This window comes from Nonomuraea sp. NPDC023979 (assembly GCF_040639085.1).
GTDB classification, from domain to species: domain Bacteria; phylum Actinomycetota; class Actinomycetes; order Streptosporangiales; family Streptosporangiaceae; genus Nonomuraea; species Nonomuraea ceibae.
The window spans coordinates 96,051-116,602 of record NZ_JBEZZG010000011.1 but is presented as its reverse complement, the minus strand read 5'-3'; the positions used below and the strand labels follow the sequence as shown (position 1 = coordinate 116,602).

Here is a 20,552-nt window from a genome sequence, read left to right as displayed (position 1 = left end):
TCAGGACGGCCAGAGCATGTTGGTCAGCTCGGCGTCCAGGTCCATGTAGTCGGTCTCGCGGCCGGCCGGCACCTTCTCGTACGTGCGGTGCAGGAACTCGGTCAGCGGGGCCAGCGGCACCTCGAAGAGCGCCTGCCCGAACGGCGAGGTCAGGCTGATGTGCAGGGTCCGCTCGCCGTCGTTGCGCGCCGGCCACACCTGCACGTCACCGTCGCCGACCCGGCGCACGATGCCCACCGTGAGCAGCTCACGGGCGAAGATCCACTCGACCGGTTCGTCGTTCCCCACGTGGAAAGCCATGCGGATGGCGTACGGGTCGTCGGCTGTGTAGCTCAGCCCGGCGAGCAGGGGGACGGTACTACGGTCGGGGACCACAAGCCGAAGGCCAAGCTCGGCGGAGACGGTGGTGCTGTTCATCGTCAGCCAAACCTTTTCGTCGTAGGTCCCCTCTACGGGGCTTGCACTGCTCTGGGCGGACTTCGTCCGGAGCTATGACGCGGAACGAAGAAACCTGTAGGAAAGATTCCGCTCCAAGGCCCTTCTGTAACGCAACTCACAGCTGGACATTTGGGCATCTACCTGGCTAAACGGCATCAATCGGGTCGTATTTGCGAGGGTTTTGCGTGTTGTGGGGCCAGTCCCGGCGAGCGCACCAAGAACGTTCCTGAGATGGATCACGGTCCGCGTCTACCCGGGACACGACGATGGTATGCCACCCGGCCCTCCCGCTGATGGGCAACCGCCGCCTTTCACCCGAATCCCGCCCGGCCGCCTCCCGCCCCCGCCGGGCAACCGTTTCGCCAGGGGGTCGGGAGTGCGGTATGGTTTTCCCCGTCGGCACCGCGAGGAGCCGCACAGGGCGGGCGATTAGCTCAGCGGGAGAGCGCTTCGTTCACACCGAAGAGGTCACTGGTTCGATCCCAGTATCGCCCACCAGGAAGTAGCAGGTCAGAGGGGCTTCGGAGTAGATCCGGGGCCCTTTCTGCATCTCTGGGAAGTCGATGGGAGCCAATCGGGGAGCCATCTCACTCGGACTCTCTACCCGTGCCGGCTGTCGCCGAAGATCGTGTTCATCGTCTGGGCACCGTTGGTGATCACCGGCCGTAGCTGGTGCCGGTAGACCGCTTCCGTGACGCTGGTGCCCGCGTGCCCGACGAGATCGGCGATGGTCTCGATGGGTACGCCTTGGTCGCAGCCGCGTCCACGTACGCCGGGACGCAGAAGCGTACCGGCGACCTGTACGCCGAAGGCTTCAAGGTCGCCGGCTACGGCAAGGACGGCGCGGGAGCTCTGCCACGAGGATCACGGCCCTTCGGCCGGTCCCGGGAGCGATCCGTCCTGGGTCACCGCAGCCGTCGCATCTCGTCATGCCTCCGCTGGGCAGCAGGCGGGGTTCGCGCAGAGGGTGAGGGAGGAGCGCCGAGCACGCCGTCGAGGAAGAGCGTGACCCACCACCAGCGCATACCGCAGTCGTTCACCTCGGTGGCGAGCTCTCTGCCGCATGCCTCGCACGCCAGGTTGGGCCCGTCGTCCGGCCCCCAGCCGCAGCATCCGCCCGCGGGGGGATCCGGAGAGGGAGTCAACGCGATGATGTCCGCCGCGTTCACCACGACCGACCTGCCTGGCCCGTCGGACACGAACTCGCGGCCGTGCCCCGCGATCGCGATGTACGGCTTCCATCCGACCGGCCGCGGATTGACCGCGAACCTGCCTCGCGGGATCAGCTGCGGCTTCTCGTCAGCCAGGCCGAGCTCACGACCGGGCTGGAGATCAGCGGGGTAGCCGATCTCCTCCAGGTCCAACGTCACAGCCGTACCGCACGTGGCGCAGGTGAACATGGCCATTGTCATGAATGTAGCCGAATCCCGGGATCTTGGTGAAGCTGAGGCGCACAGTTCACTACCGAGCGACACCCGAAGCACCGCGACATACCCGACGGCAGGAAGGGCTCCGGGGTGGATCCGGAGCCCTTCGTCGCAGGCGGGTACGGGCTCAGCTTGTGATCGGGAAGTTGGCGCGGATGACGCCGCCCGGGTCGCGCTCGCGCTTGATCCGCTCCAGGCGTGCCCGCACCTCGGCGGGGAAGGCCTGGGCGGCGCTCTCGCCGGGGGCGAGGAAGGTGTACGGCTTGCGCCCGCTGACCGCCTCGCCCAGCTGGGCCACCAGCGCGGCCTGCTTGGCCTGCACGGCCTCGGCCAGGTGCGGCAGCCGGAGTCCGAGCAGGTAGAGCAGGTACGGCTCGCCGAGCGCGCCGCCGGGGCCGCCGTCCGGGCGCGCCTCGGTCAGGGCGCCTCCCAGGTGCCGGATCTGCAGGTTCAGCAGCGGCGCGAGGTCGGCGTCCGCGAGGACGTCCACGGGCAGCCCCGTCAGCAGTTCGGTGCGGGCCAGCATCGGGCTGGGGTCGACCGGCTCGGCGGCGATGGCGCCCAGGTCGGCGACGTCCATCGGGCCGCGGCTGTCCGACAGGCTGCCGCCGATCGCCGCCAGCGGGGCCAGCAGGTCCTCCGCCTCGGCCGCCCCGCCGAGGAAGGTCACGTCGATGCCGACCGTCGCCGGGGCGGGGGGCGGCGGGGCCATCCGGTTGAGCCACAGCGACAGCTCGCGCGGCGCGTCGGCCGTGATGGCCCGGAACGCCTCGAACACCTCGCCGGTGCGCTCCGCCGGCCACACGACGCGCCCGCCGTACAGGCCGGGCACCTCGTACAGGTCCAGCTCGACGGCGGTGATGATGCCGTAGTCGCCGCCACCGCCGCGCAGCGCCCAGAACAGGTCGGCGTCGGAGTCCGCCGTGACCCGCACCTGTTCGCCCCCGGCGTCGACGATCTCGAACGCGCGCACGGAGTCTGCGGCCCAGCCGTACGCGCGGCCGAACCAGGAGACGCCCCCGCCGGCGACGAATCCGGCGACGGACACCACCGGGCTGCTGCCCGCCGGCCCGGTGAGGCCGTGCTTGCCGGTGGCGGCCAGCACCTGCCCCCACCGCGCGCCCGCCCCGGCCCGGACCACCCGCCCGGCCGGGTCGACGGTGATCTCGTCCAGGCGGGCGGTGCGCACCAGGATCGTCCCGTCGACGTCACCGGAGGCGCCGTGACCGGACGGCTGGGCGGTGACGGTCAGCCCGGCCTGGCGGGCGTAGCGGACGAGCGCCACCACGTCGGCGGCGTCGGCCACCTCGGCGACCGCGACCACCGGCTGGCGCACCCCGATCGCCCAGGGCGCGGCGGCCCGGTCGAACCCGTCGTCGCCAGGCAGGAACACCTGGCCTCGCACGATGTCACGCATGCATGTACTCCTTCAGAAGGGGATGGGGCCTTCGTCCTGGACGAAGGCGGCGGTGGGGCCGTCCGGGCCGAGCAGCGCCATGGCCACGATCGGCGCGGCGCCCTCCTCGGGCGTCTTGATCCCGGCGCCGTGGTTGATGTCGGTCTTCACCCAGCCCGGGTCGACCGCGTTGACCTTGACGGGGGTGTCCAGCAGCTCCTTGGCGTAGGACACGGTGATCATGTTGAGCGCGGCCTTGGCCGAGCAGTAGGTCACGTTGAGCATCGGCCACAGCGGGTGCCCCCGGTCCAGGGCGCGGGTGATCGAGCCTCGTTCGCTGGAGACGTTCACCACGCGCCCCGCAGGGGAGCGGCGCAGCATCGGCAGCATCGCGTTCGTGACCTCGATGACGCCGAACACGTTCGTCTCGTAGATGAGCCGGGCCTGCTCGGCCGTGGCCTGGCTCGGCGGCCCGTCGGGCAGGACGATCCCGGCGTTGTTGACGAGGATGTCGAGCCCGCCGTACTCCCGCTCGATCCGCTCGGCGGCGGCGCGGACGCCAGCCGGGTCCGTGACGTCCAGGCGCACGTACGGCAGGCCGAGCCGCTCGGCGGCGGCCTCGTCGCGCGCGCCGACGATCGCGGTGACGCCGCGTTCGGTCAGCAGCCGGGCGGTCGCCAGGCCGATGCCCCGGGTGGCCCCGGTGACGAGGGCGACGCTCACCATGCCGCGCCCGCGATCTGACGGGTGGCGGCGTTGAGGCGGTTCCACAGGTTGACGGTGGCGATCTGCAGCAGCAGTCCGGCCAGCTCCTGCTCGGAGTAGTGGTCCGCGGCCTCGTCCCACACCGCGTCGCTGACCAGGCCGCCGTCGGGCAGCCGGGTGGCCTCCTCGGTCAGGGCGAGCGCGGCGCGCTCGGCGTCGGTGAAGTACGGCGTCTCGCGCCAGGCGGCCACGGCGAACAGCCGCTCGTCGCTCTCGCCCTGCTTGCGCAGGTCCTTGGCGTGCATGTCCACGCACACGCTGCACCCGTTGATCTGGCTGGCCCGCAGCAGCACCAGGTCGACCGTGACCTTCGGCAGCCCGGCCTGGTCGGCCGCCTTGCCGAGCGCGAGCAGCGCCTGCATCGCGCCCGGCAGCACCAGGGCGGGGTTCTTCATCCGTGCTTCCATGAGTGACTCCTCAGCAGAGTTGGTTGCCGCTTTCCGCTGACGAGTCTCGGCAAGGGCTTTGATGCGCCGGCTATGCGCGAGCTATGGAGCGCCGATATGCCGTGACTTGTACGATCCTGGGGTGTCTGCGCGTTTCCTGATCCTGGGTCCCGTGGAGGTCTCGGCAGGCGACCGGCCGCTGCCCGCCCTCGCCCCCCGGCACCGTGCCTTCCTCGGCCACCTGCTGCTCCACGCGGGACGCGCCCAGAGCGTGGAACGGCTGATCGACGCGGTGTGGGGGCCGGCGCCGCCGGACACCGCGCGCGCCCAGGTGCACGCCGCGCTCGCGGCGATCCGGCGCGTCCTGCGCGCGGCGGGCGTGGCCGACCAGCTCCGGACGAGCGTGGCCGGATACGTGCTCACCACCCGGCCCGGCCAGCTCGACCTGGAGGACTTCACCACGCTCACGGCCACGGCCGAGGACGATCCACGGCACACCGCCGGGCGGCTGCGCTCGGCGCTGGAGCTGTGGCGCGGGCCCGCGTTCGCCGACGTGCAGGCGGAGTACGCGCCGGACGCCCGCGCGCGGCTGGAGGACCGGCGGCTGACCGCCGTGGAACGGCTGGCCGACCTGGAGCTCGCCGAGGGACGCCACGAGGACCTGATCGACCGGCTCGGCGCGGAGCTGGCCGCCCACCCGCTGCGCGAGCGGCTGACCGGGCAGCTCATGCTGGCCCTGCACCGCGCCGGACGGCAGGCCGACGCGCTGGCCGCCGGACGCGCCTACCGGTCCCGGCTGGCCCATGAGCAGGGCCTCGACCCGGGGCCCGCGTTCCTGTCCGTGGAAGAGACCGTGCTCCAGGGCCCTGACGTACGGGCTGACGAGAGCCCGAAGGGGAAGAGCGCGACGTACCTGCCCTACGACGTCGCCGACTTCGCCGGCCGCACCGCCGAGCTGACCCAGCTGATCGCCGGGGACGGCCCCATGCCGTCGATCACCGCGATCGACGGCATGGCCGGCATCGGCAAGACCGCCCTCGCCGTGCGCGCCGCCCACCAGCTGGCCGACCACTACCCCGACGGCCGGCTCTTCGTCGACCTCCACGCGCACACGGCGGGCAGGCAGCAGGTGAGCACGTCCGAGGCGCTGGAGGCCCTGCTGCGCCAGCTCGGCGTCCGCGCCGAGGCCGTCCCCGCCCACCTGGAGGAGCGCGCCGCGCTGTGGCGGGCCGAGCTGGCCGGCCGCCGCGTCCTCGTCGTCCTGGACAACGCCGCCGACTCCGCGCACGTACGCCCGCTGCTCCCCGGCCCCTCCGGCAGCCTCGTCCTCATCACCAGCCGGCGCCGGCTGACCGATCTCGACGGCGTCCGGTCCCTGCCCATGGAGGTGCTGCCGGCCGCCGACGCCACCGACCTGTTCACCCGGATCGTGGGCGAGCGCGCCGTACGGGAGCCGGACGCGGTGGCCGAGGTCCTGCTGCTGTGCGGGTTCCTGCCGCTCGCCGTACGGATCGCCGGGGCGCGGCTGCGGCACCGGCCCCGCTGGAGCGTCGCCTACCTGGCCCAGCGCCTGCGCGACGAACGGCGCAGGCTGTCGGAGCTGGCCACCGCCGAGCGCGGCGTGGCGGCCGCGTTCGCCCTGTCCTACCAGCAGCTCGACGACACCGAGCGCCACCTGTTCCGCCTGCTCGGCCTCCACCCCGGCCGCGACGTCACCCCGCCCGCCGCCGCCGCGCTGGCCGGGCTCGACGTAGCCGACGCCGAGGACACGCTGGAGTCGCTGCTCGACACGCACATGCTCCAGCAGCACGAGCCGGGCCGCTACCGCTTCCACGACCTGCTGCGCCAGTACGCCCACGACACCGCCGCCGAGGAACCGCCCGCCGAACGCCACGCCGCCATGACCCGGCTGCTCGACCACCACCTGTGCACCGCCTCAGCCGCCATGGACCTGCTCTATCCCGACAGCGCGCACCGGCGGCCGAGGACCGGCCGCCCGGCGGCGCGCTTCCGCGACGCCGCCGAAGCGCTCGCCTGGCTCGACGCCGAACGCGGCAATCTCGTACGGACCGCCGCGCACGCCTGCGACACCGACTGGCCGGCCCACACGGGCGCGCTGGCCACGACCCTCTACCGCTACCTGTACGACCACGCGCTGCACGACGACGCCCGCACCCTGTACGGCAGGGCGCTGGAGGCGGCCCGGCGGCTGGCGGACCCCGCCGGTGAGGGCCGGGCGCTGACCGACCTCGGCTGGGTGCACCACCTGCAGGGCGACCACCGGCTCGCGGCGGAGCACTTCGACCGGGCCCTGACCGCCTGCCGGGCCGCCGACGACCGCCGCGGCCAGGCGCGGGCGCTGACCGGCCTGGGCGACGTACGGGCCGCGACCGGCGACCACGAGGGCGCGCTCGCCGCGCTGCGCCGGGGGCTGGAGCTGTTCCGCGAGCTCGGCGACCGCTTCGGCGAGGCGGTGACCACGGACTACCTCGGTGTCGCCCAGGAACGGCAGGGCCGCTTCGCCGAGGCGGACGCCCTGCACCGCGAGGCGCTGGAGATCTTCCGCGCCATCGGCAGCCGGGGCGGCGAGGCCGACGCCCTGCACCACCTCGGCATCGCCTGCCTGCGGCTCGGCCGGCCCGCCGAGGCGGGCGCGCACCACGGCGACGCCCTGGAGCTGTACCGCCGCTTCGGCTACCGGCGCGGCGAGGCCAAAGCCCTCAACGGCCTGGCCACGGCCGCACTGGCGCTCGGCGAGGCCGGCCGGGCGCGGCGTCTCTACCGTGACGCGCTCGACGCGGCCGTCGAGGTGGGCGACCTCGCCGAGCAGTCCCGCGCCCGCGCCGGCCTCGCCGGCCTGGCGGCCAGCCCCTGAAGGACCGGGGGCCGGTCTAGGGTCCGTCCAGGGCGAGGGCCCCGGCCCGGACGAGCACGGGAAGCACGTGGTGACGGACCGCCGGGGCCAGGCGGGGCGCGTAACCGTCGCGCCCGTCGGTCCACCCCAGCGCGGCCAGCTCGGCCGCGGGCCTCGGGCGTCCGGTCAGCGCGGCCGTGAACACCGTCATGCGCATCGGCACGCCCTCGAGCGCGGCCACGTCCTCCACCAGGCCGAGCAGGTCCAGGTCGCGCGGCGCGACGCCGAGCTCCTCGTCCAGCTCCCGGACCAGGGTCTCCTTCGGGCTCTCTCCCGCCTCGGGCTTGCCTCCCGGCAGGTAGAACACCTCCGGCGCGGCCTTCTTGCTGACGACGAGCAAGCGCCCCCGCTCGACGACGGCCGCCGCCACCACGTTCATCACCCGGTCATCCACCACGCCGCCAGCATTCCAGATACGGGACGAAATTGGTCCTCCGGGCGGCTGCGCGATCGGCCCTTATCGAGGGTACCGATCGGTGTCACGCTCAGGGCATGACAACGACAGCGACTCGCTTCGACGGCCGGCTCCTCACCCCCGGCGACGCCGGTTACGACAGCGCCCGCACCGTCTGGAACGCCATGGTCGACCGGCGGCCCCGGATGATCGTCCGCGCGGCGGGCGTCGCCGACGTGGTCGCCGCCGTGCGGCTGGCGCGGGAGCTGGACCTGGAGATCGGCGTGCGCTGCGGCGGCCACAACGCCGCCGGGTTCGCCGTCCCCGACGGCGGACTCATGATCGACCTGACGCCCATGGGCGGCGTGCGGATCGACCCGGCCCGCCGCCGGGCCCGGGTGCAGGGCGGCGCGCTGCTCGGCGCGCTGGACCGCGCGTCCCAGGCGTACGGCCTGGCCACCACCGCCGGCAACGTCTCGCACACCGGCGTCGGCGGGCTCACGCTCGGCGGCGGCATGGGCTGGCTGGCCCGCCAGTACGGCCTGGCCTGCGACAACGTCATCTCGTACACGATGGTCACCGCCGAAGGGGACGTGGTGACCGCGAGCCGTGCCGAGAACCCCGACCTGTTCTGGGGCCTGCGCGGCGGCGGCGGCAACTTCGGCGTCGTCACCGAGTTCGAGTTCCGGCTGCATCACACGGGCACGCGGACGCTGGTCGCCGAGTTCGACTTCCGCGCCGAGGACGCCGTCCCGGTCCTCGAGGGCTGGCGCGACCTGAACGCCGTCGCGCCCCGGCAGGCGACGTTCACCGCCGGCGTCGGCAGCGGCCCGGAAGGCCCGATCGCCACGGCCGGGTTCGTGTGGGTCGGCGACCCGGACGAGGGCCGCCGGCTGCTCCCCGCGATGCGGGCGCTCGGGCGTCCCGTCGCCTCACGCGTCACCACCCCGTCCTACCTCGAACTCCAGCGGCGCGACGACTCCACCGGCGGCCACGCCTACCGCCGCTACGCCAAGGCGCACTACCTGCGGCGATTCCCCACCGCGGCGATCGAGGCGTTCCTGCTGCGCGGCGGCGCCGACCTGAGCGCGGACCCGTACCTGCCGGGCGTCGGCCTGCAGGCGCACGGCGGCGCGATCGCCGACGTCCCCGAGGCGGACGCGGCGTTCAGCCACCGGGGCACGATGTTCGAGTTCGGGGCCGGGTCCCGCTGGACCGACCCGGCCGAGGACGACGCCAGGATGGGCGCCGCCCGCGCCGCCGGGGCGTCGCTCGAACCGTACGCGAGCGGGGTGTACGTCAACTCGCTGACGGCCGACGAGCTGGCCGAGGGGCAGAGCGGCGTGCGGCGGGCGTACCCGGCCGCGAAACTGGCCCGGCTGACCGAGCTCAAGACCGCGTACGACCCGGCCAACGTGTTCCACCTGAACCAGAACATCCGCCCGGCACGCTGATGGCCTCAGCGTCCCCGTACCTCCCGCACGGCCGCCGCGAGCAGCGCGACCCCTTCGGCGATGGCGGCCTCGCCCAGGATGGCGTAGCCGAAGATCAGGCCGCCCGGCCCGGCGCCGGTGATCCGGTACGGGCCGACGCCGTGGATGCCGAGCCCGCGCCGGGCGGCGGCGGCCACCACCTCCGCCTCGTCGAGGCCGGGCGGAAGCCAGGCGACCACGTGCTGCCCGGCGGCGATCCCGGCCGGTCGCAGCTCGGGCAGCTGAGTGCGCAGGGCGTCCAGCAGCGCGTCACGGCGGCGGCGGTAGACCGGGCGCATCCGGCGCAGGTGGCGGTCGAACTCCCCGCGCGCCAGGAAGTCGGCGAACGTCAGCTGGTCGATGACCGGCGACCCCCGGTCGGCGAGCACCTTCGCCGCGGCGACGTCGCCCACCAGCCGGGCGGGCACGACCAGCCAGCCGAGCCGCAACCCGGGCGCGAGCGTCTTGCTGGCCGTGCCGCAGTAGACGACATGATCGGGCGCCAGACCCTGCATGGCGCCGACCGGCGAGCGGTCGTAACGGTACTCGGCGTCGTAGTCGTCCTCGATCACGAGCGCGCCGCGCCGCTTCGCCCAGCGGATCACCTCCGCCCGCGCCGGGGCCGACAGCACTCCGCCGGTGGGCCACTGGTGCGACGGCGTGAGCACGACCGCGTCGGCGTCGGCCCGGTGGAGCGCGCCGACCTCGACGCCGTCCGGGCCCACCGGGACGCCGACCACCTCCAGACCGGCGGCGCGGGCCAGCACCAGGGCGTCGTCGTTCGACGAGGGGTCCTCCAGGGCGATCCGCCTGGCGCCGTGCTGGACGAGCACCTGGATCAGCAGCGCGATGCCCTGCCCGTAGCCGCCGCAGACGACCACGTGGCCCGGCGCGGCCGAGGTGCCGCGCACCCGGTTGAGGTAGTCGCACAGGGCCGTGTGCAGCTCCGGCACGCCACGACCGTCGAGGTAGGCGAACCGGTCGTTGGGCGTGGCGGTGAGCACGGCGCGGACCGAGCGCAGCCAGGCGGCCCGGGGGAACTGCGACACGTCGGTGCGCCCGTACCCGAAGTCGACCCGGAAGCCGGGGCCGTGCGCCGCCGGGGTCGCGGGGCCCGCGCCGGCGGCCACCGGCGGCATCGACGCGGCGACCTGCGTGTAGCCGCCCGACCGGCTGGCGAGGTAGCCCTCGGCGACGAGCTGCTGGTAGGCCTCCACGACCACGCCACGGGAGACGCCGAGCCCGGCCGCCAGGGTGCGGGAGGGCGGCAGCGAGGCGCCCGCCCGCAGCCGGCCGGCCCGGATGCCCGCGCGGATGGACGTCTCGATCTGCCGGTGCAGCGGCACCCCGGCGTCGCGGTCCAGCTCGATGAGCAGGTCCTCGGCCAGGCCGGAACCGGTCCTCGAACGCCCCATAGGATCGGACCCTACCGGCGGGCGCCCCGTCCGGCCAGGCTGTGCGACCTGGCGGGGCACGGCTCCCTTCGGCATCTCAGCACCCATCGCAGGAGGCGGCGGATGAACGGCACCGAGCCCGGGCAGGCGCCCCGGCACCGCACGACGACCGCGGGCCGCCGGGCGTGGCCATGCTGACGCAGGTCGCCGAGGGGGTGCTGATCCACCAGAGCATGTTCGTGCGGACCAACGCCGTCGTCGTGCGGGGCGCGGCCGGGGTGCTGCTCATCGACCCCGGCGTGACCGGCGCCGAGCTCGGCTGCCTCGCGGACGACCTGCACGGGCTGGGACAGCCCGTCGTGGCGGGGTTCTCCACCCATCCCGACTGGGATCACCTGCTCTGGCACCCCCGGCTCGGCCAGGCGCCTCGCCACGGCACGGCGCGCTGCGCGGCCGCCGTACGTGACCAGCTCGCGGACCCGGGCGCGAAGGCCCGCGTCGCCGACCACCTGATCGGGACGGAAGTCGCCGGGCAGGTGCCGCTCGACCTGCTCGGCGACATCACCGGCCTGCCCGCCGGGACCGCGTACATCCCCTGGGACGGTCCCCGGGTCCGGATCGTCGAGCACCGGGCGCACGCGCCGGGCCACGCGGCGCTGCTGATCGAGGAACGCGGGGTTCTCGTCGCCGGCGACATGCTCTCCGACGTCCTGGTCCCGATGCTCGACCTGGACGCCGCCGACCCGGTCGAGGACTACCTGGAGGCGCTGCGGCTGCTGGAGGAGGTGGCGGGCGACGCGGGCGTCGTCGTCCCCGGTCACGGCTCCGCCGGCGGAGCGGGCCAGGTCCGCGCCCGGATCACCCTGGACCGGGCGTACGTGCACGCCCTGCGGGACGGCCACGAGCCGAGCGACCCCCGGATCGGGCCGTCGGCCGAGCCCGGCTGGGAATGGGTGAGCGACGTGCACACCGGGCAGCTCCAGCGCCTGGCCCGCCCCCGCTAGCCGAGCACCGGGTAGTTCGCGCGGAACACGTGGTGCGGGTCACGGGCCCGCTTGATCTCCCGCAGCCGCGCGAGCGTCCCGGCGGAGAAGGACTGCGCCGCCGTGTCGCCGGGGGAGAGCATGGTGTACGGCTTGCGTCCGCTGACGCGGCTCTCCAGGTCGGCCACGACCTCGGCCTGCTTGGCGCGCGTCGCGTCGGCCGCGTGCGGCAGCCCGAGCCCCAGCAGCCCGAGCAGGTACGGCTCGGTCAGCGCGCCGCTCGCACCGGCACCGCCGCCCGGCTCGGCGAGCGCCCCGCCCAGATGCCTGATCTGCACGTTGATGAGCGGTTCGACCGGCTTGGCCAGCAGGCGCTCCACCGCGTCCGCGTCCAGGCCGGTGAGCAGCTCCGCCCGGGCGATGGACGGGGCCGGGTCGGTCGGCTCGGCGGTGATGCCGCCCAGCTCGGCAAGGGGGACGACGCCCCGGCTGTCGGAGAGCGCGCCCTCGATCTTGCCGAGGCGCGCCAGCAGGTCCTCGGCCCGGGCCGCCTCACCCAGGTAGGCCAGGTCCAGCGTCACCATCGGCGGCGCGCCGGGCGGCTGGAACCGGTTGATCCAGACGCTGAGCTCGCGCGGCGCCTCGGCGGTGATCTCCAGGAACGCGTCGTACACCTCCCCGGTCCGGTGCTGCGGCCAGATCACGCGCCCGCCGTACAGGACCGGCACGGGATACAGCTCCAGCTCGACGGCGGTCACCACCGCGAAGTCCCCGCCACCGCCGCGCAGCGCCCAGAACAGGTCGGGGTCGGACTCGGCGGTCACCCGGCCCGGCTCGCCGTCGGCGTCCACGACGTCGAGGGCGCGCACGCTGTCGGAGGCGAAGCCGTACGCGCGGCTGAACCAGCCGATCCCGCCGCCCAGGGTGTAGCCGGTCACGCTGACCCCGGGCGCGCTGCCGGACAGGCCGGCCAGCCCCAGCGGGCCGGCCGCCGCCAGCACCTGCCCCCACTTCGCGCCCGCGCCCACCCGGGCCACGCGCTCCTCCGCGCGCACCTCCACCTCGTTCAACCGGCCGGTACGCAGCAGGATCACGCCTTCCACGTCACCCGAGGCGCCGTGGCCGCTCGGCTGCGCGGTCACCGTCAGGCCCGCCCGGCGCGCGTAGCGGACGAGCGCCGCCACGTCGCCGGCGTCCGCGGCCTCCGCCACGGCGGCCACCGGCTGCCCGACGGTCAGGTTCCACGCGGTGGCCGCCTGGTCGAAGCCGTCGTCACCGGGCAAATGCACGCGCCCCTTGAGGGCTCCGCGCAGGTCGTTGCTCGTCATCAGCTGTCTTCCTGGTTCTCGTCAAGGTCAAGGCCGGCGAAATGGTTGTCGTGGGCTTCGTGGAGCCTGCCCTGGTCGCGCTCGGTCACGGTGGCGAGCCGCGCGAAGTACTCCTCCCGGGGCACGCCCGGTGAGAGGGCCATGAGGAGGGTGGCGGGCTCGGGGCGGTCCTTCCGGATCGCGTGCACGGCGCCCGCCGCGGCGTGCGCGGTGTCCCCGGCACGCAGGGTCCGCCAGGCCCGCCCGTCGAAGTAGCCGACCTCGCCCTCCTCGACGACGAAGGTCTCGCTGAAGGTCGTGTGGAAGTGCGGGGAAGGGCCCCGGCTGGAGGGCGACATGCGCCACCTGTAGAGGCTCATGGTCCCGCCGGTCTCCGCCGGGGTGGCGAGGACCTCGATGACCGATCCGCCGGGGCCCAGCCGGATCGTTCGCGCCGGTGTCGGCTTCGTCTCCGTCATGCCCCGAGTCTCGTGACTCCGCGGCCCGCTCGCGCTCACTTCGGCCCTGGCCTAATGGTGTGGCCCGACAATGGGGAGATGATCCGCTACCGACTGGGCGCCGGGGCCGCGGGCGTGCGGTGGGCGATGTCGCCGATCCACGAGGTGGTCAGCCTCGCCCGGCTCCTGACCGAGCCGCGGCGTCACCCGATGTTCCACCCGTGGCTGCGCCGTCGCCGCGACCGCCTGTCGGGGCTGGACCTGGGCGCGCTCACGATCTTCATGGCGGATGGCGCGTACCGGCCCGACTTCCTCGACCCGTCGCCGATGTCCAGCGAGCCGTCGTTCGAGGAGTGCGTGGCCGCCCTCCTCGCCACCCCGCTGGACCAGGTCCGCGCCGAGCTCGCCGACGCCGCGATCGGGCGGGAGGCCGGACTGGGCCACCGGCTGCTCGGCGACCCCGGCCGGGTCAGGGCGGAGGCCGCTTGCGCGGTGCGCCGCCTCTGGAAGGCGGCCGTGGAGCCGGAATGGCCGTCCATGCGGCAGGCGCTGCGGGCCGAGATGCTGGACCGGGCCCTCCAGGTCAACCGCGAGGGGCTGCGCGAGGTCCTTCCGCGCCTGCACCACTCGACGGCGCTGGAGGGCGACACCGTCACCGTCGCGTCGGCCGTCGACGTCGACGTCGACTGCCCGGACGGGCTCATCCTCGTCCCGTCGCTGTTCATCACGGACCGGGTGCAGTGCGCCACCTCCGCCCACTGGGCCCCGGCGATCTACTACCCGGCGTCCGGGCGTTACCTGTGGGCGGCGCCGGCCACGCCGCGATCCCTCGACCGGCTGCTGGGGACGACCCGGGCGGGCATCCTGGCCGCGCTCGTCACCCCGATGCAGACGGGCGTGGTGGCCGGGCTGGTGGGCGTGACCGCCCCGACGGCCAGCGAGCACCTGACGGTCCTGCGCGACGCCGGGCTGATCGACAGCAGCCGGGCCGGCCGCACGGCCACACACGAGCTCACCGACGCCGGCCGCGCCCTCCTGGCCGCCGCCTCGCCGCACCCCCGCCGCCCTCGGTGAGCACGCCGGGGGCGGGACCGGCCGCGGGCGGGGCTGAGGAGGACGAGCGTGCGCCGCCGGCGTCCGCGGCTGGAGCCTGCCGCGCGGCGATCTCGCCCGCGCCATGCTCGACGTCCTGGCCGACCCCGCCACCCACCGCCGGGCCCTGGGTGTCGGCCCCGGCTGACGGTCAGCGGCGGTGCTGGTGCTGCTCCGGCAGATGGCTGTCCGGGTGGACCCACAGCAGGACGTTGTCCGGCCGCGAGGCGCCGGGCTGCTCCCGCTGCCGCCGGAAGAACTCCAGCACCTCCCGGTCGGAGTGGCGCAGGCTGAAGTGGATCAGGACGAACAGCGTACGCGGGTTCGCCTCGACGATCGGGCGCAGCCGGCTCCACACCGTGTGCCCGACCCGGTCCGCGCGCTCCAGCTCGCCGTCCTCCAGGAAGGTGCACTCGGTGATGACGACCGGGTAGCCGAACAGCCAGGGGTTGCGCTCGAAGACGCGCACGTGCGTGTCACCCAGATAGGCGAAGAGCGGCCGGGTGGTCAGGGCGTCGACCTCGACGCCCTTCTCGCGTTCGCGCGCCATCAGGCGCCCGAACTCGGCGCCCCTGCCCCGCTCCGCCAGTGACCGCCGCAGCTCCTCGAACTCCGGCCGCAGCGCCTTGACCCGCTCCGAGAAGGCGTAACCGACGCAGGGCACCTTGTGCTCGCACTCCACCACGCGCACCCGGTGTCCCCGGCGCCCGAAGCCGAACTCGTCGCCCCCGGCCACGCCGTGCAGGCGGTGGCCCCCGGCCAGGGCGGGGTCGAACCCGGCCCCGTGGTTGAGCTCGGCGGAGGCGCGGATGTAGGACTCCGCGTACGGCACCGCCTCGGCGGGCAGGTAGACGTCCACGCCGGAGGGGTTGGCGGCCAGGTGGTCGAGGTCCTTGGCGTGGTCGTGGTGGGTGTGGGTGAGGAAGACCGTGTCCGGCCGCCGCCCCTCGCACAGGCCGGCGTCGAGGCAGCACCGCAGCTCGGGGATGTGGAAGAACGTCTTGTCGTTCGCCCGGGAGTAGCCGGTGAGGGTCAGCTCGGTGCCGGGGATCCGCCACGTCTTCCACTGCCGGAACGGGTGTCCCCGCTCCAGCCGGTCGGGGTGCTCTGCCTGGTTCATGTGGGTGTGGGCCGTTTCCGGGAGTTTCGGGCAGTCATGGGCGGGGCCGGGGAGAGGGGCGACGGTGCCGCCGCCTAGGCTTCAGGCTACCTGAAGGTTATGACCCCCTTCGCCTTGGAGGACACCCATGCCCAGTTCGTCCACGCCTGCCTTCTCCCGGCGCACCCTGGTCACCTCGCTCGTGGCGACCGCGGGCGCGAGCGGGGCACTGGCCCTCACGGGAGACGACGCGCCGGCCACCCCGTCGAGGCAGGCGGCCCCGGAGCGGCGTCACGAGACGCAGCAGCCCGGCATCGCCACGCCCCAGCAGCTCTACGCCTGCTTCGCCGCCTTCGACCTCGAGAGCGCCGGCCCCAAGGGCAAGCCCCTGCCCACCGAACGGATCGCCGTCAACTTCCAGCGCCTCATGGAGCACTGGAGCGCCGCCGCCGAACGGCTCATGCGGGGCCGCCCCGCCGGGCCGCTCCCGTCCAGCCGCCCCGGCATGCCTGCCGACACCGGCATCGCCGACGGCCTGCCGCCCTCCCGGCTGACCGTGACGTTCGGCCTCGGACCCGAGCTGTTCGGCCGCATCGGCCGTAAGAAGGAGCGGCCCCGGCACCTGCGCCGGCTGCCGGCCTTCTCCACCGACCAGCTCCAGCCCGCCTGGAGCGGCGGCGAGCTGTTCGTGCAGATCTGCGGCGACGACCCGCAGAGCATCAGCCACGCCTTCCGCGCCCTGCGCGGCCGCGCCCCCGGCCTCGCCCGGCTGCGCTGGAGCCAGCAGGGCTTCCTCGGCCGGTTCGGCGACGCCACCCCGCGCAACCTGTTCGGGCACAAGGACGGCACCGCCAACCCCAGGCCGGGCACCGCCGCCTTCGACGACGCCGTACGGGTCACCGCCCCGGACGAGCCGTCCTGGTTCACCGGCGGCACCTACCTGGTCTTCCGCAAGATCCGGATGGACCTGCCCACCTGGGACACCTCCACCGCCGACAAGCAGGACCGGTCCATCGGCCGCCGCCGCGACAGCGGCGCCCCGCTCAGCGGCGGCCACGAGTTCACCCCCGCGGACTTCGGCAAGAAGGGGCCCGACGGCAAACCCCTCATCCCGGCCGACTCCCACGTGGCCCTGGTCCACGGCATCCCCATGCTGCGGCGCTCGTACAACTACGACTACGCCTTCCAGGCGCCGCCCGCGCCGGACGCCGGCCACGAGCACCCCGGGGGCGACAAGCCCGGCCACAGCCACGACGACCCGCTGCACGACCACGCCGGGGCCGGGCACAACAGCTACGACACCGGCACCCTGTTCTGCGCCTACCTGCGGGACCCTGGCGACTTCGTCCGCGCCCAGCGCAAGATGGCCGACGCCGGCGACCGGCTCAACGCCTTCATCCAGCACACCGGCAGCGCCGTCTTCGCCATCCCCCCGGCGGTCCGGCCCGGCCGTTCCCTCGCGGACGCGCTGTTCCCCGCCCGCTGACCCCGGACCGCGCCCCGGGGGCAGGGCGGACGCGGTGCGGGAGCCGTCCCGGGGTCAGCCCCGCTCGCCCAGGTCCAGGCGGTCGAGCGGCCCGGCGGCGGTGAAGGCGGCCACCAGCTCGTCGCGCCCCTCGGTGAAGTGCGCCCAGCTGTCCGCTCGACGAGTTCGAGTGAGGCGTTGTCGCCGCTGACGTAGACGGTGGGCAGGCCCTCCCCGGTCAGGACGAACCCGACGACCTGCCAGGTGAACGGCTCGACGTCCTCGCGGGCGCCGGGCCCGTGGACGGCGGGCACGCCGGTGACCGTGACCGTGCCGCCACCGGGGCGCTCCAGCTCGACCGACTCCCAGTCGGCCAGCCCCCTGGCCCCGCCGCCCAGGCGCTGGCCGCCTCCGGGCGTGGTGAGGGTCCGCGGGACGCCGGCGAGCAGCGCCCGGCCGGAGACGTCCAGGTGGTCGGGGTGCTCGTCGTGGGAGAGCAGGACCACGTCGATCCGGCCCAGGTCGGCCGGGGCGGCGGCGGAGGGGGCCGTCTTGGTCAGCCGGCCGCGCGGCACGAGGTAGTCGCGGGGGGCGTCGAAGGTCGGGTCGGTCAGGAAGCGCAGGCCGCCGTACTCGAACAGGGCGGTCGGGCCGCCGAGGACGCCGCGCCGGGAGCGGCGGACCACCTCGCCCTCGACTTCGCCAACAGCGCCGTCGCGCTGCCCGGAGGGCGGTTCGTCGACCTTCTCGGCACCCCGGAGGCGGCGAACCGGTGGCTGGCCGAGCGCGGCCTGGCTCCGGCCGACGCCAGCGTGCGGGAGATGTGCGCGACGCAGCTGCGCTCGCTGCGCGAGCACGTCAGGTCGCTGTTCGCCGCCCGCGTGGCCGGGGTGCCCGCTCTGCCCGCGGCGCTGTCGGCCGTCAACGACGCGCTGAGCAGGGCGCCCACGGCGGCGCTGCTGTACTGGGACGACCGGCGCGGCCCGTACCGCGCGGCGCCGTGCCCGGTCAACGAGATCCTCGACCGCGCGCTCGCGGCTCTCGCGGCCGACGCGGCCGACCTCCTCACCGGCCCGGACGCCGGCCGCCTCAACTCGTGCGGGGCCGCGCCCTGCAACGCTTCCTGCTGAGCCGCGGCCGCCGCCACTGGTGCTCCGTCCGCTGCGGCGACCGCGCCCGCGCCGCCCGCGCCTACGCCCGCCGCGCCCGCTCGCAGGCCGGCTGACCCCGCAGCCGGGGGTTCCCGCGTCCTCCGTTTCCCCCGGTGGGGGATATATCCACCTGTGTGACAGGCGGGGCCACATATATGCGTTGACTGGGGCGGAGCTGGTGGCGTTCCATTCAGGATGGCTGCCATTGCCGGGGGGTCTCGGGCGGCCGCAAGCGGCGCGGACGGAGGCGGAGCATGCGCTATCGGCTCGACCCGGCGGCGGAGGCGCAGGCCGTACGCGGCAACCTGATCGGCGCCCTCTACACCGGCGGCATCGCCTGGCTGGTCTCCTCCTACATGAGCGGCCGGATCCCCGCCGTGACCGTCGTCGTGCGGATCCCGCGCGACTTCGAGCTCTTCCCCTGGCTGGCCGGCGGCACCGGCGTGATCTCCGCGCTGTTCACGATCGCGCTGGCCGCGAGCGTGGTCCGCTGGCAGATCGCGCTGTCGCAGCGGCGGCAGGCGCGCGATCCGGTCAAGGCGCTGCTGCTGCCGCCCACGGCCCAGCACGGCGCCGCCCTGCGCCAGTCACGGCCCGGCCGCACCACGGTGGGCAACGTCGCGCTGCTGGCCGTGCCGTGGGTGGTGTTCCCGCTGGTGATCGTCGCGCTGGGCACCCAGCTCGTCCCCGAGCGGATGGGTTCGCGCGCGGAGGAGGCGATCTGGGTCGCCGGCCTGGCCGGCGGGGTCGGGCTGGCCGTGCTCGTCGTCGTCGCCGTCGACGTCACGCGCCGGCAGCTGCTGGCCTGGCAGGTGCGCAGGCTCTCCCAGGACCCGGCCTTCGCCGCGCTGATGCCGCCCGCCACCGCCACCCCGGCCCAGTACCGGGCCCCGGTCATCCCCGAACTGAGGATCACCTACTACGATCCGCCCCCGAGCATCACCTTCGGCCTGCCCAAGGTCACCGCCGAGCGCAACGTCTTCGGCCGGCCCCCGCTGGACATCGCCTACTTCCGGCTGTTCGAGAACGAGTTACGGGTGCGCGACTTCGTCAAAGGGGCCTTCCGCCGCTGCGGGCACGTGCACCTGCTGCGCAGCGCCGCCTCCGTGAGCTACTCCGAGCTGGCCCGGGCGCGGCGCACCGGGACGCTCAAGAACCTGTTCATCACCTCCGACCGGCGCATGCTGCGGGCGCTCGGCGCGCGGTCCACCGAGCCGCTGCCCAGCGGGTTCCGCACCATCAGGGGCACCGGCGGCAAGGGCGTGCGCGTCTGGGACCGCAAGGGCAGCTACCCCTTGTCCGCCTATCTGTGCCACGGGAGCTACTGGAAACGCGCCGTCGACACCCTGCTGGAGCTCGCCGACCTCGTCGTCATCGACCTGTCGGGCTTCCAGAAGGAGAACGTCGGCACCGGCTACGAACTCCAGCGCGTCATCGACCGCTACCCCGTCCACCGCGTCGTCGTCCTCGCCGACACCGGCAGCGACACCCGCTATCTGGCGACCCACATCAGGCACGCCTGGGCGCGGATGGCCCCCGGCTCGCCCAACTCCGGGGACGGCGCCAGGACCCTGCTGGTCAGCCGGATCGCCATCGGCGGCCCGGCGGCCACCCACCACCTGCTGGCCTACGCGCTCCAACGACTGAGGTGATCGAGGATGTCCGCCCCCGGCAACGACCTGGCTCCCGTGATCGAGCTCTACAAGGTCGCGGTGGAGATGGCCGACCGGGTCTCGGCCCGGCGCACCCTGGCCAACGCCTTCTTCCTGTCCGTCCAGAGCACGCTGCTGTCGGTCGCCGCGCTGTCGCTGTTCACCGGCGTCAGGCCGTGGCCGGTCCCGGTGGTGTTCGCGCTGGTCGGAGTGGTGCTGTCGGGCACCTGGTGGGTGCAGTTGCGCAGCTACCGCGATCTCAACCGGGCCAAGTTCGCCGTCATCAACGAGATCGAGCTGCAACTGCCCGTGCAGCCGTTCGGCAGCGAGTGGCAGGCGCTCCTGGCCAGCCGGACCGGGCCGCTGCGGGGCCGCTACGCCGACCTCGGCAGCACCGAGCGGATCGTGCCCGGCGTGTTCGTGCTGCTGCATCTGCTGCTGATGGCGGGCAGACTCCTGGCATGACCTACCTGGACGCGGACGCGCGCCTCATCCGGAGCCTGCTGCCCGCCGGAGCCGCCCCGCCGGACGACGCCACCGGGCTGTTCGTCCTGTACGCGGTGCTGCTGCGGGCCAAGGGCGAGGCGGTGAGCGCCGAGGACGTCCACGACGCCTGGTCGGCGTGGATGAGCACGCGCGATCCCGGCCACCCGGCGCTCGTCCCGTACGCCGACCTGCCGCCCGCCACGCGCGCGGCCGACGAGCCGTACGCCGAGGCCATCCGCGCGGCGGCCGCCCGGCGCCGCCGCTGACCCGGGC

The 20,552-nt window shown here is 74.3% G+C and carries 20 protein-coding genes, 1 tRNA gene and 1 pseudogene; 11 read left to right on the top strand and 11 right to left on the bottom strand.

Features of this window, described 5'->3' with window-relative positions; all coding sequences use genetic code 11:
- Positions 1–417 carry an SsgA family sporulation/cell division regulator gene (locus tag AB0G11_RS21085; RefSeq protein ID WP_049570603.1) on the bottom strand — a complete coding sequence of 139 codons (417 nt, stop codon included), beginning with the start codon at positions 415–417 and terminating at the stop codon, positions 1–3.
- Between the two features lie 444 nt (positions 418–861).
- Here AB0G11_RS21085 and AB0G11_RS21080 point away from each other — a divergent pair.
- Positions 862–936: transfer RNA gene (locus tag AB0G11_RS21080), tRNA-Val, on the top strand.
- A gap of 407 nt (positions 937–1,343) precedes the next feature.
- Here AB0G11_RS21080 and AB0G11_RS21075 read toward each other — a convergent pair.
- The 4 genes from AB0G11_RS21075 to AB0G11_RS21060 form a co-directional block, all read right to left on the bottom strand.
- Complete coding sequence (locus tag AB0G11_RS21075) at positions 1,344–1,808, bottom strand: hypothetical protein (RefSeq protein ID WP_357587535.1); 465 nt, start codon at positions 1,806–1,808, stop codon at positions 1,344–1,346.
- A 184-nt stretch (positions 1,809–1,992) separates the two neighbouring features.
- On the bottom strand, positions 1,993–3,282 hold the full coding sequence (locus tag AB0G11_RS21070) for an FAD-dependent oxidoreductase (RefSeq protein ID WP_219502087.1): 1,290 nt from the start codon (positions 3,280–3,282) through the stop codon (positions 1,993–1,995).
- 12 nt (positions 3,283–3,294) lie between these two features.
- The gene (locus tag AB0G11_RS21065; protein WP_357587533.1) at positions 3,295–3,987 is read right to left on the bottom strand and encodes an SDR family oxidoreductase; all 693 of its coding nucleotides are present in this window, start codon (positions 3,985–3,987) and stop codon (positions 3,295–3,297) included.
- A complete protein-coding gene (locus AB0G11_RS21060) occupies positions 3,981–4,433 on the bottom strand; it encodes a carboxymuconolactone decarboxylase family protein (protein WP_219502089.1) in 453 nt (150 codons plus the stop codon). The genes AB0G11_RS21065 and AB0G11_RS21060 overlap by 7 nt, the downstream gene beginning before the upstream one ends.
- A 121-nt stretch (positions 4,434–4,554) precedes the next feature.
- Between AB0G11_RS21060 and AB0G11_RS21055 the strand changes: the two genes are divergently transcribed.
- Positions 4,555–7,287, top strand: coding sequence for a BTAD domain-containing putative transcriptional regulator (locus AB0G11_RS21055; RefSeq protein WP_357587531.1), 2,733 nt, complete (start codon positions 4,555–4,557; stop codon positions 7,285–7,287).
- Positions 7,288–7,303: 16 nt separating this feature from the next.
- On the opposite strand, the gene AB0G11_RS21050 is transcribed toward AB0G11_RS21055, so the two are convergent.
- Positions 7,304–7,723: an NUDIX domain-containing protein gene (locus AB0G11_RS21050; RefSeq protein WP_357587529.1), complete on the bottom strand. Its 420-nt coding sequence runs from the start codon at positions 7,721–7,723 to the stop codon at positions 7,304–7,306.
- Between the two features lie 95 nt (positions 7,724–7,818).
- Between AB0G11_RS21050 and AB0G11_RS21045 the strand changes: the two genes are divergently transcribed.
- Positions 7,819–9,174, top strand: a complete 1,356-nt coding sequence (locus AB0G11_RS21045) for an FAD-dependent oxidoreductase (RefSeq protein ID WP_357587527.1) — start codon at positions 7,819–7,821, stop codon at positions 9,172–9,174.
- Positions 9,175–9,179: 5 nt separating this feature from the next.
- Here AB0G11_RS21045 and AB0G11_RS21040 read toward each other — a convergent pair whose 3' ends face one another.
- Positions 9,180–10,607 carry a PLP-dependent aminotransferase family protein gene (locus AB0G11_RS21040; protein ID WP_357587525.1) on the bottom strand — a complete coding sequence of 476 codons (1,428 nt, stop codon included), beginning with the start codon at positions 10,605–10,607 and terminating at the stop codon, positions 9,180–9,182.
- Between the two features lie 170 nt (positions 10,608–10,777).
- Here AB0G11_RS21040 and AB0G11_RS21035 point away from each other — a divergent pair, with 170 nt between their 5' ends.
- The gene (locus tag AB0G11_RS21035; protein WP_357587523.1) at positions 10,778–11,590 is read left to right on the top strand and encodes an MBL fold metallo-hydrolase; all 813 of its coding nucleotides are present in this window, start codon (positions 10,778–10,780) and stop codon (positions 11,588–11,590) included.
- Here AB0G11_RS21035 and AB0G11_RS21030 read toward each other — a convergent pair.
- On the bottom strand, positions 11,587–12,897 hold the full coding sequence (locus tag AB0G11_RS21030; protein WP_357587521.1) for an FAD-binding oxidoreductase: 1,311 nt from the start codon (positions 12,895–12,897) through the stop codon (positions 11,587–11,589). The two genes, AB0G11_RS21035 and AB0G11_RS21030, sit on opposite strands and share 4 nt — an antisense overlap.
- On the bottom strand, positions 12,897–13,355 hold the full coding sequence (locus tag AB0G11_RS21025; protein ID WP_357587519.1) for a cupin domain-containing protein: 459 nt from the start codon (positions 13,353–13,355) through the stop codon (positions 12,897–12,899). Before AB0G11_RS21025 ends, AB0G11_RS21030 begins: the two co-directional genes overlap by 1 nt.
- A 78-nt stretch (positions 13,356–13,433) precedes the next feature.
- On the opposite strand from AB0G11_RS21025, the gene AB0G11_RS21020 reads away from it, so the two are divergent.
- The gene (locus tag AB0G11_RS21020; RefSeq protein WP_357587517.1) at positions 13,434–14,408 is read left to right on the top strand and encodes a DUF5937 family protein; all 975 of its coding nucleotides are present in this window, start codon (positions 13,434–13,436) and stop codon (positions 14,406–14,408) included.
- Positions 14,409–14,577: 169 nt separating this feature from the next.
- Here AB0G11_RS21020 and AB0G11_RS21015 read toward each other — a convergent pair whose 3' ends face one another.
- Complete coding sequence (locus AB0G11_RS21015) at positions 14,578–15,546, bottom strand: MBL fold metallo-hydrolase (protein ID WP_357587515.1); 969 nt, start codon at positions 15,544–15,546, stop codon at positions 14,578–14,580.
- A 127-nt stretch (positions 15,547–15,673) separates the two neighbouring features.
- Between AB0G11_RS21015 and AB0G11_RS21010 the strand changes: the two genes are divergently transcribed.
- A complete protein-coding gene (locus AB0G11_RS21010; protein WP_357587513.1) occupies positions 15,674–17,011 on the top strand; it encodes a Dyp-type peroxidase in 1,338 nt (445 codons plus the stop codon).
- 230 nt (positions 17,012–17,241) lie between these two features.
- On the opposite strand, the pseudogene AB0G11_RS21005 reads toward AB0G11_RS21010, so the two are convergent.
- Positions 17,242–17,565: pseudogene (locus tag AB0G11_RS21005) on the bottom strand (MBL fold metallo-hydrolase); the annotation flags it as partial.
- Here AB0G11_RS21005 and AB0G11_RS21000 point away from each other — a divergent pair.
- The 5 genes from AB0G11_RS21000 (at position 17,461) to AB0G11_RS20980 (ending at position 20,545) form a co-directional block, all read left to right on the top strand.
- Entirely contained in the window at positions 17,461–18,120 is a 660-nt protein-coding gene (locus tag AB0G11_RS21000; protein ID WP_357587511.1) for an ABATE domain-containing protein, read from the top strand. The pseudogene AB0G11_RS21005 and the gene AB0G11_RS21000 sit on opposite strands and share 105 nt — an antisense overlap.
- The gene (locus AB0G11_RS20995) at positions 18,087–18,215 is read left to right on the top strand and encodes a CGNR zinc finger domain-containing protein (protein WP_357587509.1); all 129 of its coding nucleotides are present in this window, start codon (positions 18,087–18,089) and stop codon (positions 18,213–18,215) included. The genes AB0G11_RS21000 and AB0G11_RS20995 overlap by 34 nt, the downstream gene beginning before the upstream one ends.
- Positions 18,216–18,395: 180 nt before the next feature.
- Positions 18,396–19,793, top strand: a complete 1,398-nt coding sequence (locus AB0G11_RS20990; protein WP_219502107.1) for a hypothetical protein — start codon at positions 18,396–18,398, stop codon at positions 19,791–19,793.
- 6 nt (positions 19,794–19,799) lie between these two features.
- A complete protein-coding gene (locus AB0G11_RS20985; RefSeq protein WP_219502115.1) occupies positions 19,800–20,258 on the top strand; it encodes a hypothetical protein in 459 nt (152 codons plus the stop codon).
- Positions 20,255–20,545 carry a hypothetical protein gene (locus AB0G11_RS20980; protein WP_219502116.1) on the top strand — a complete coding sequence of 97 codons (291 nt, stop codon included), beginning with the start codon at positions 20,255–20,257 and terminating at the stop codon, positions 20,543–20,545. The genes AB0G11_RS20985 and AB0G11_RS20980 overlap by 4 nt, the downstream gene beginning before the upstream one ends.
- Positions 20,546–20,552 lie beyond the last annotated feature (7 nt).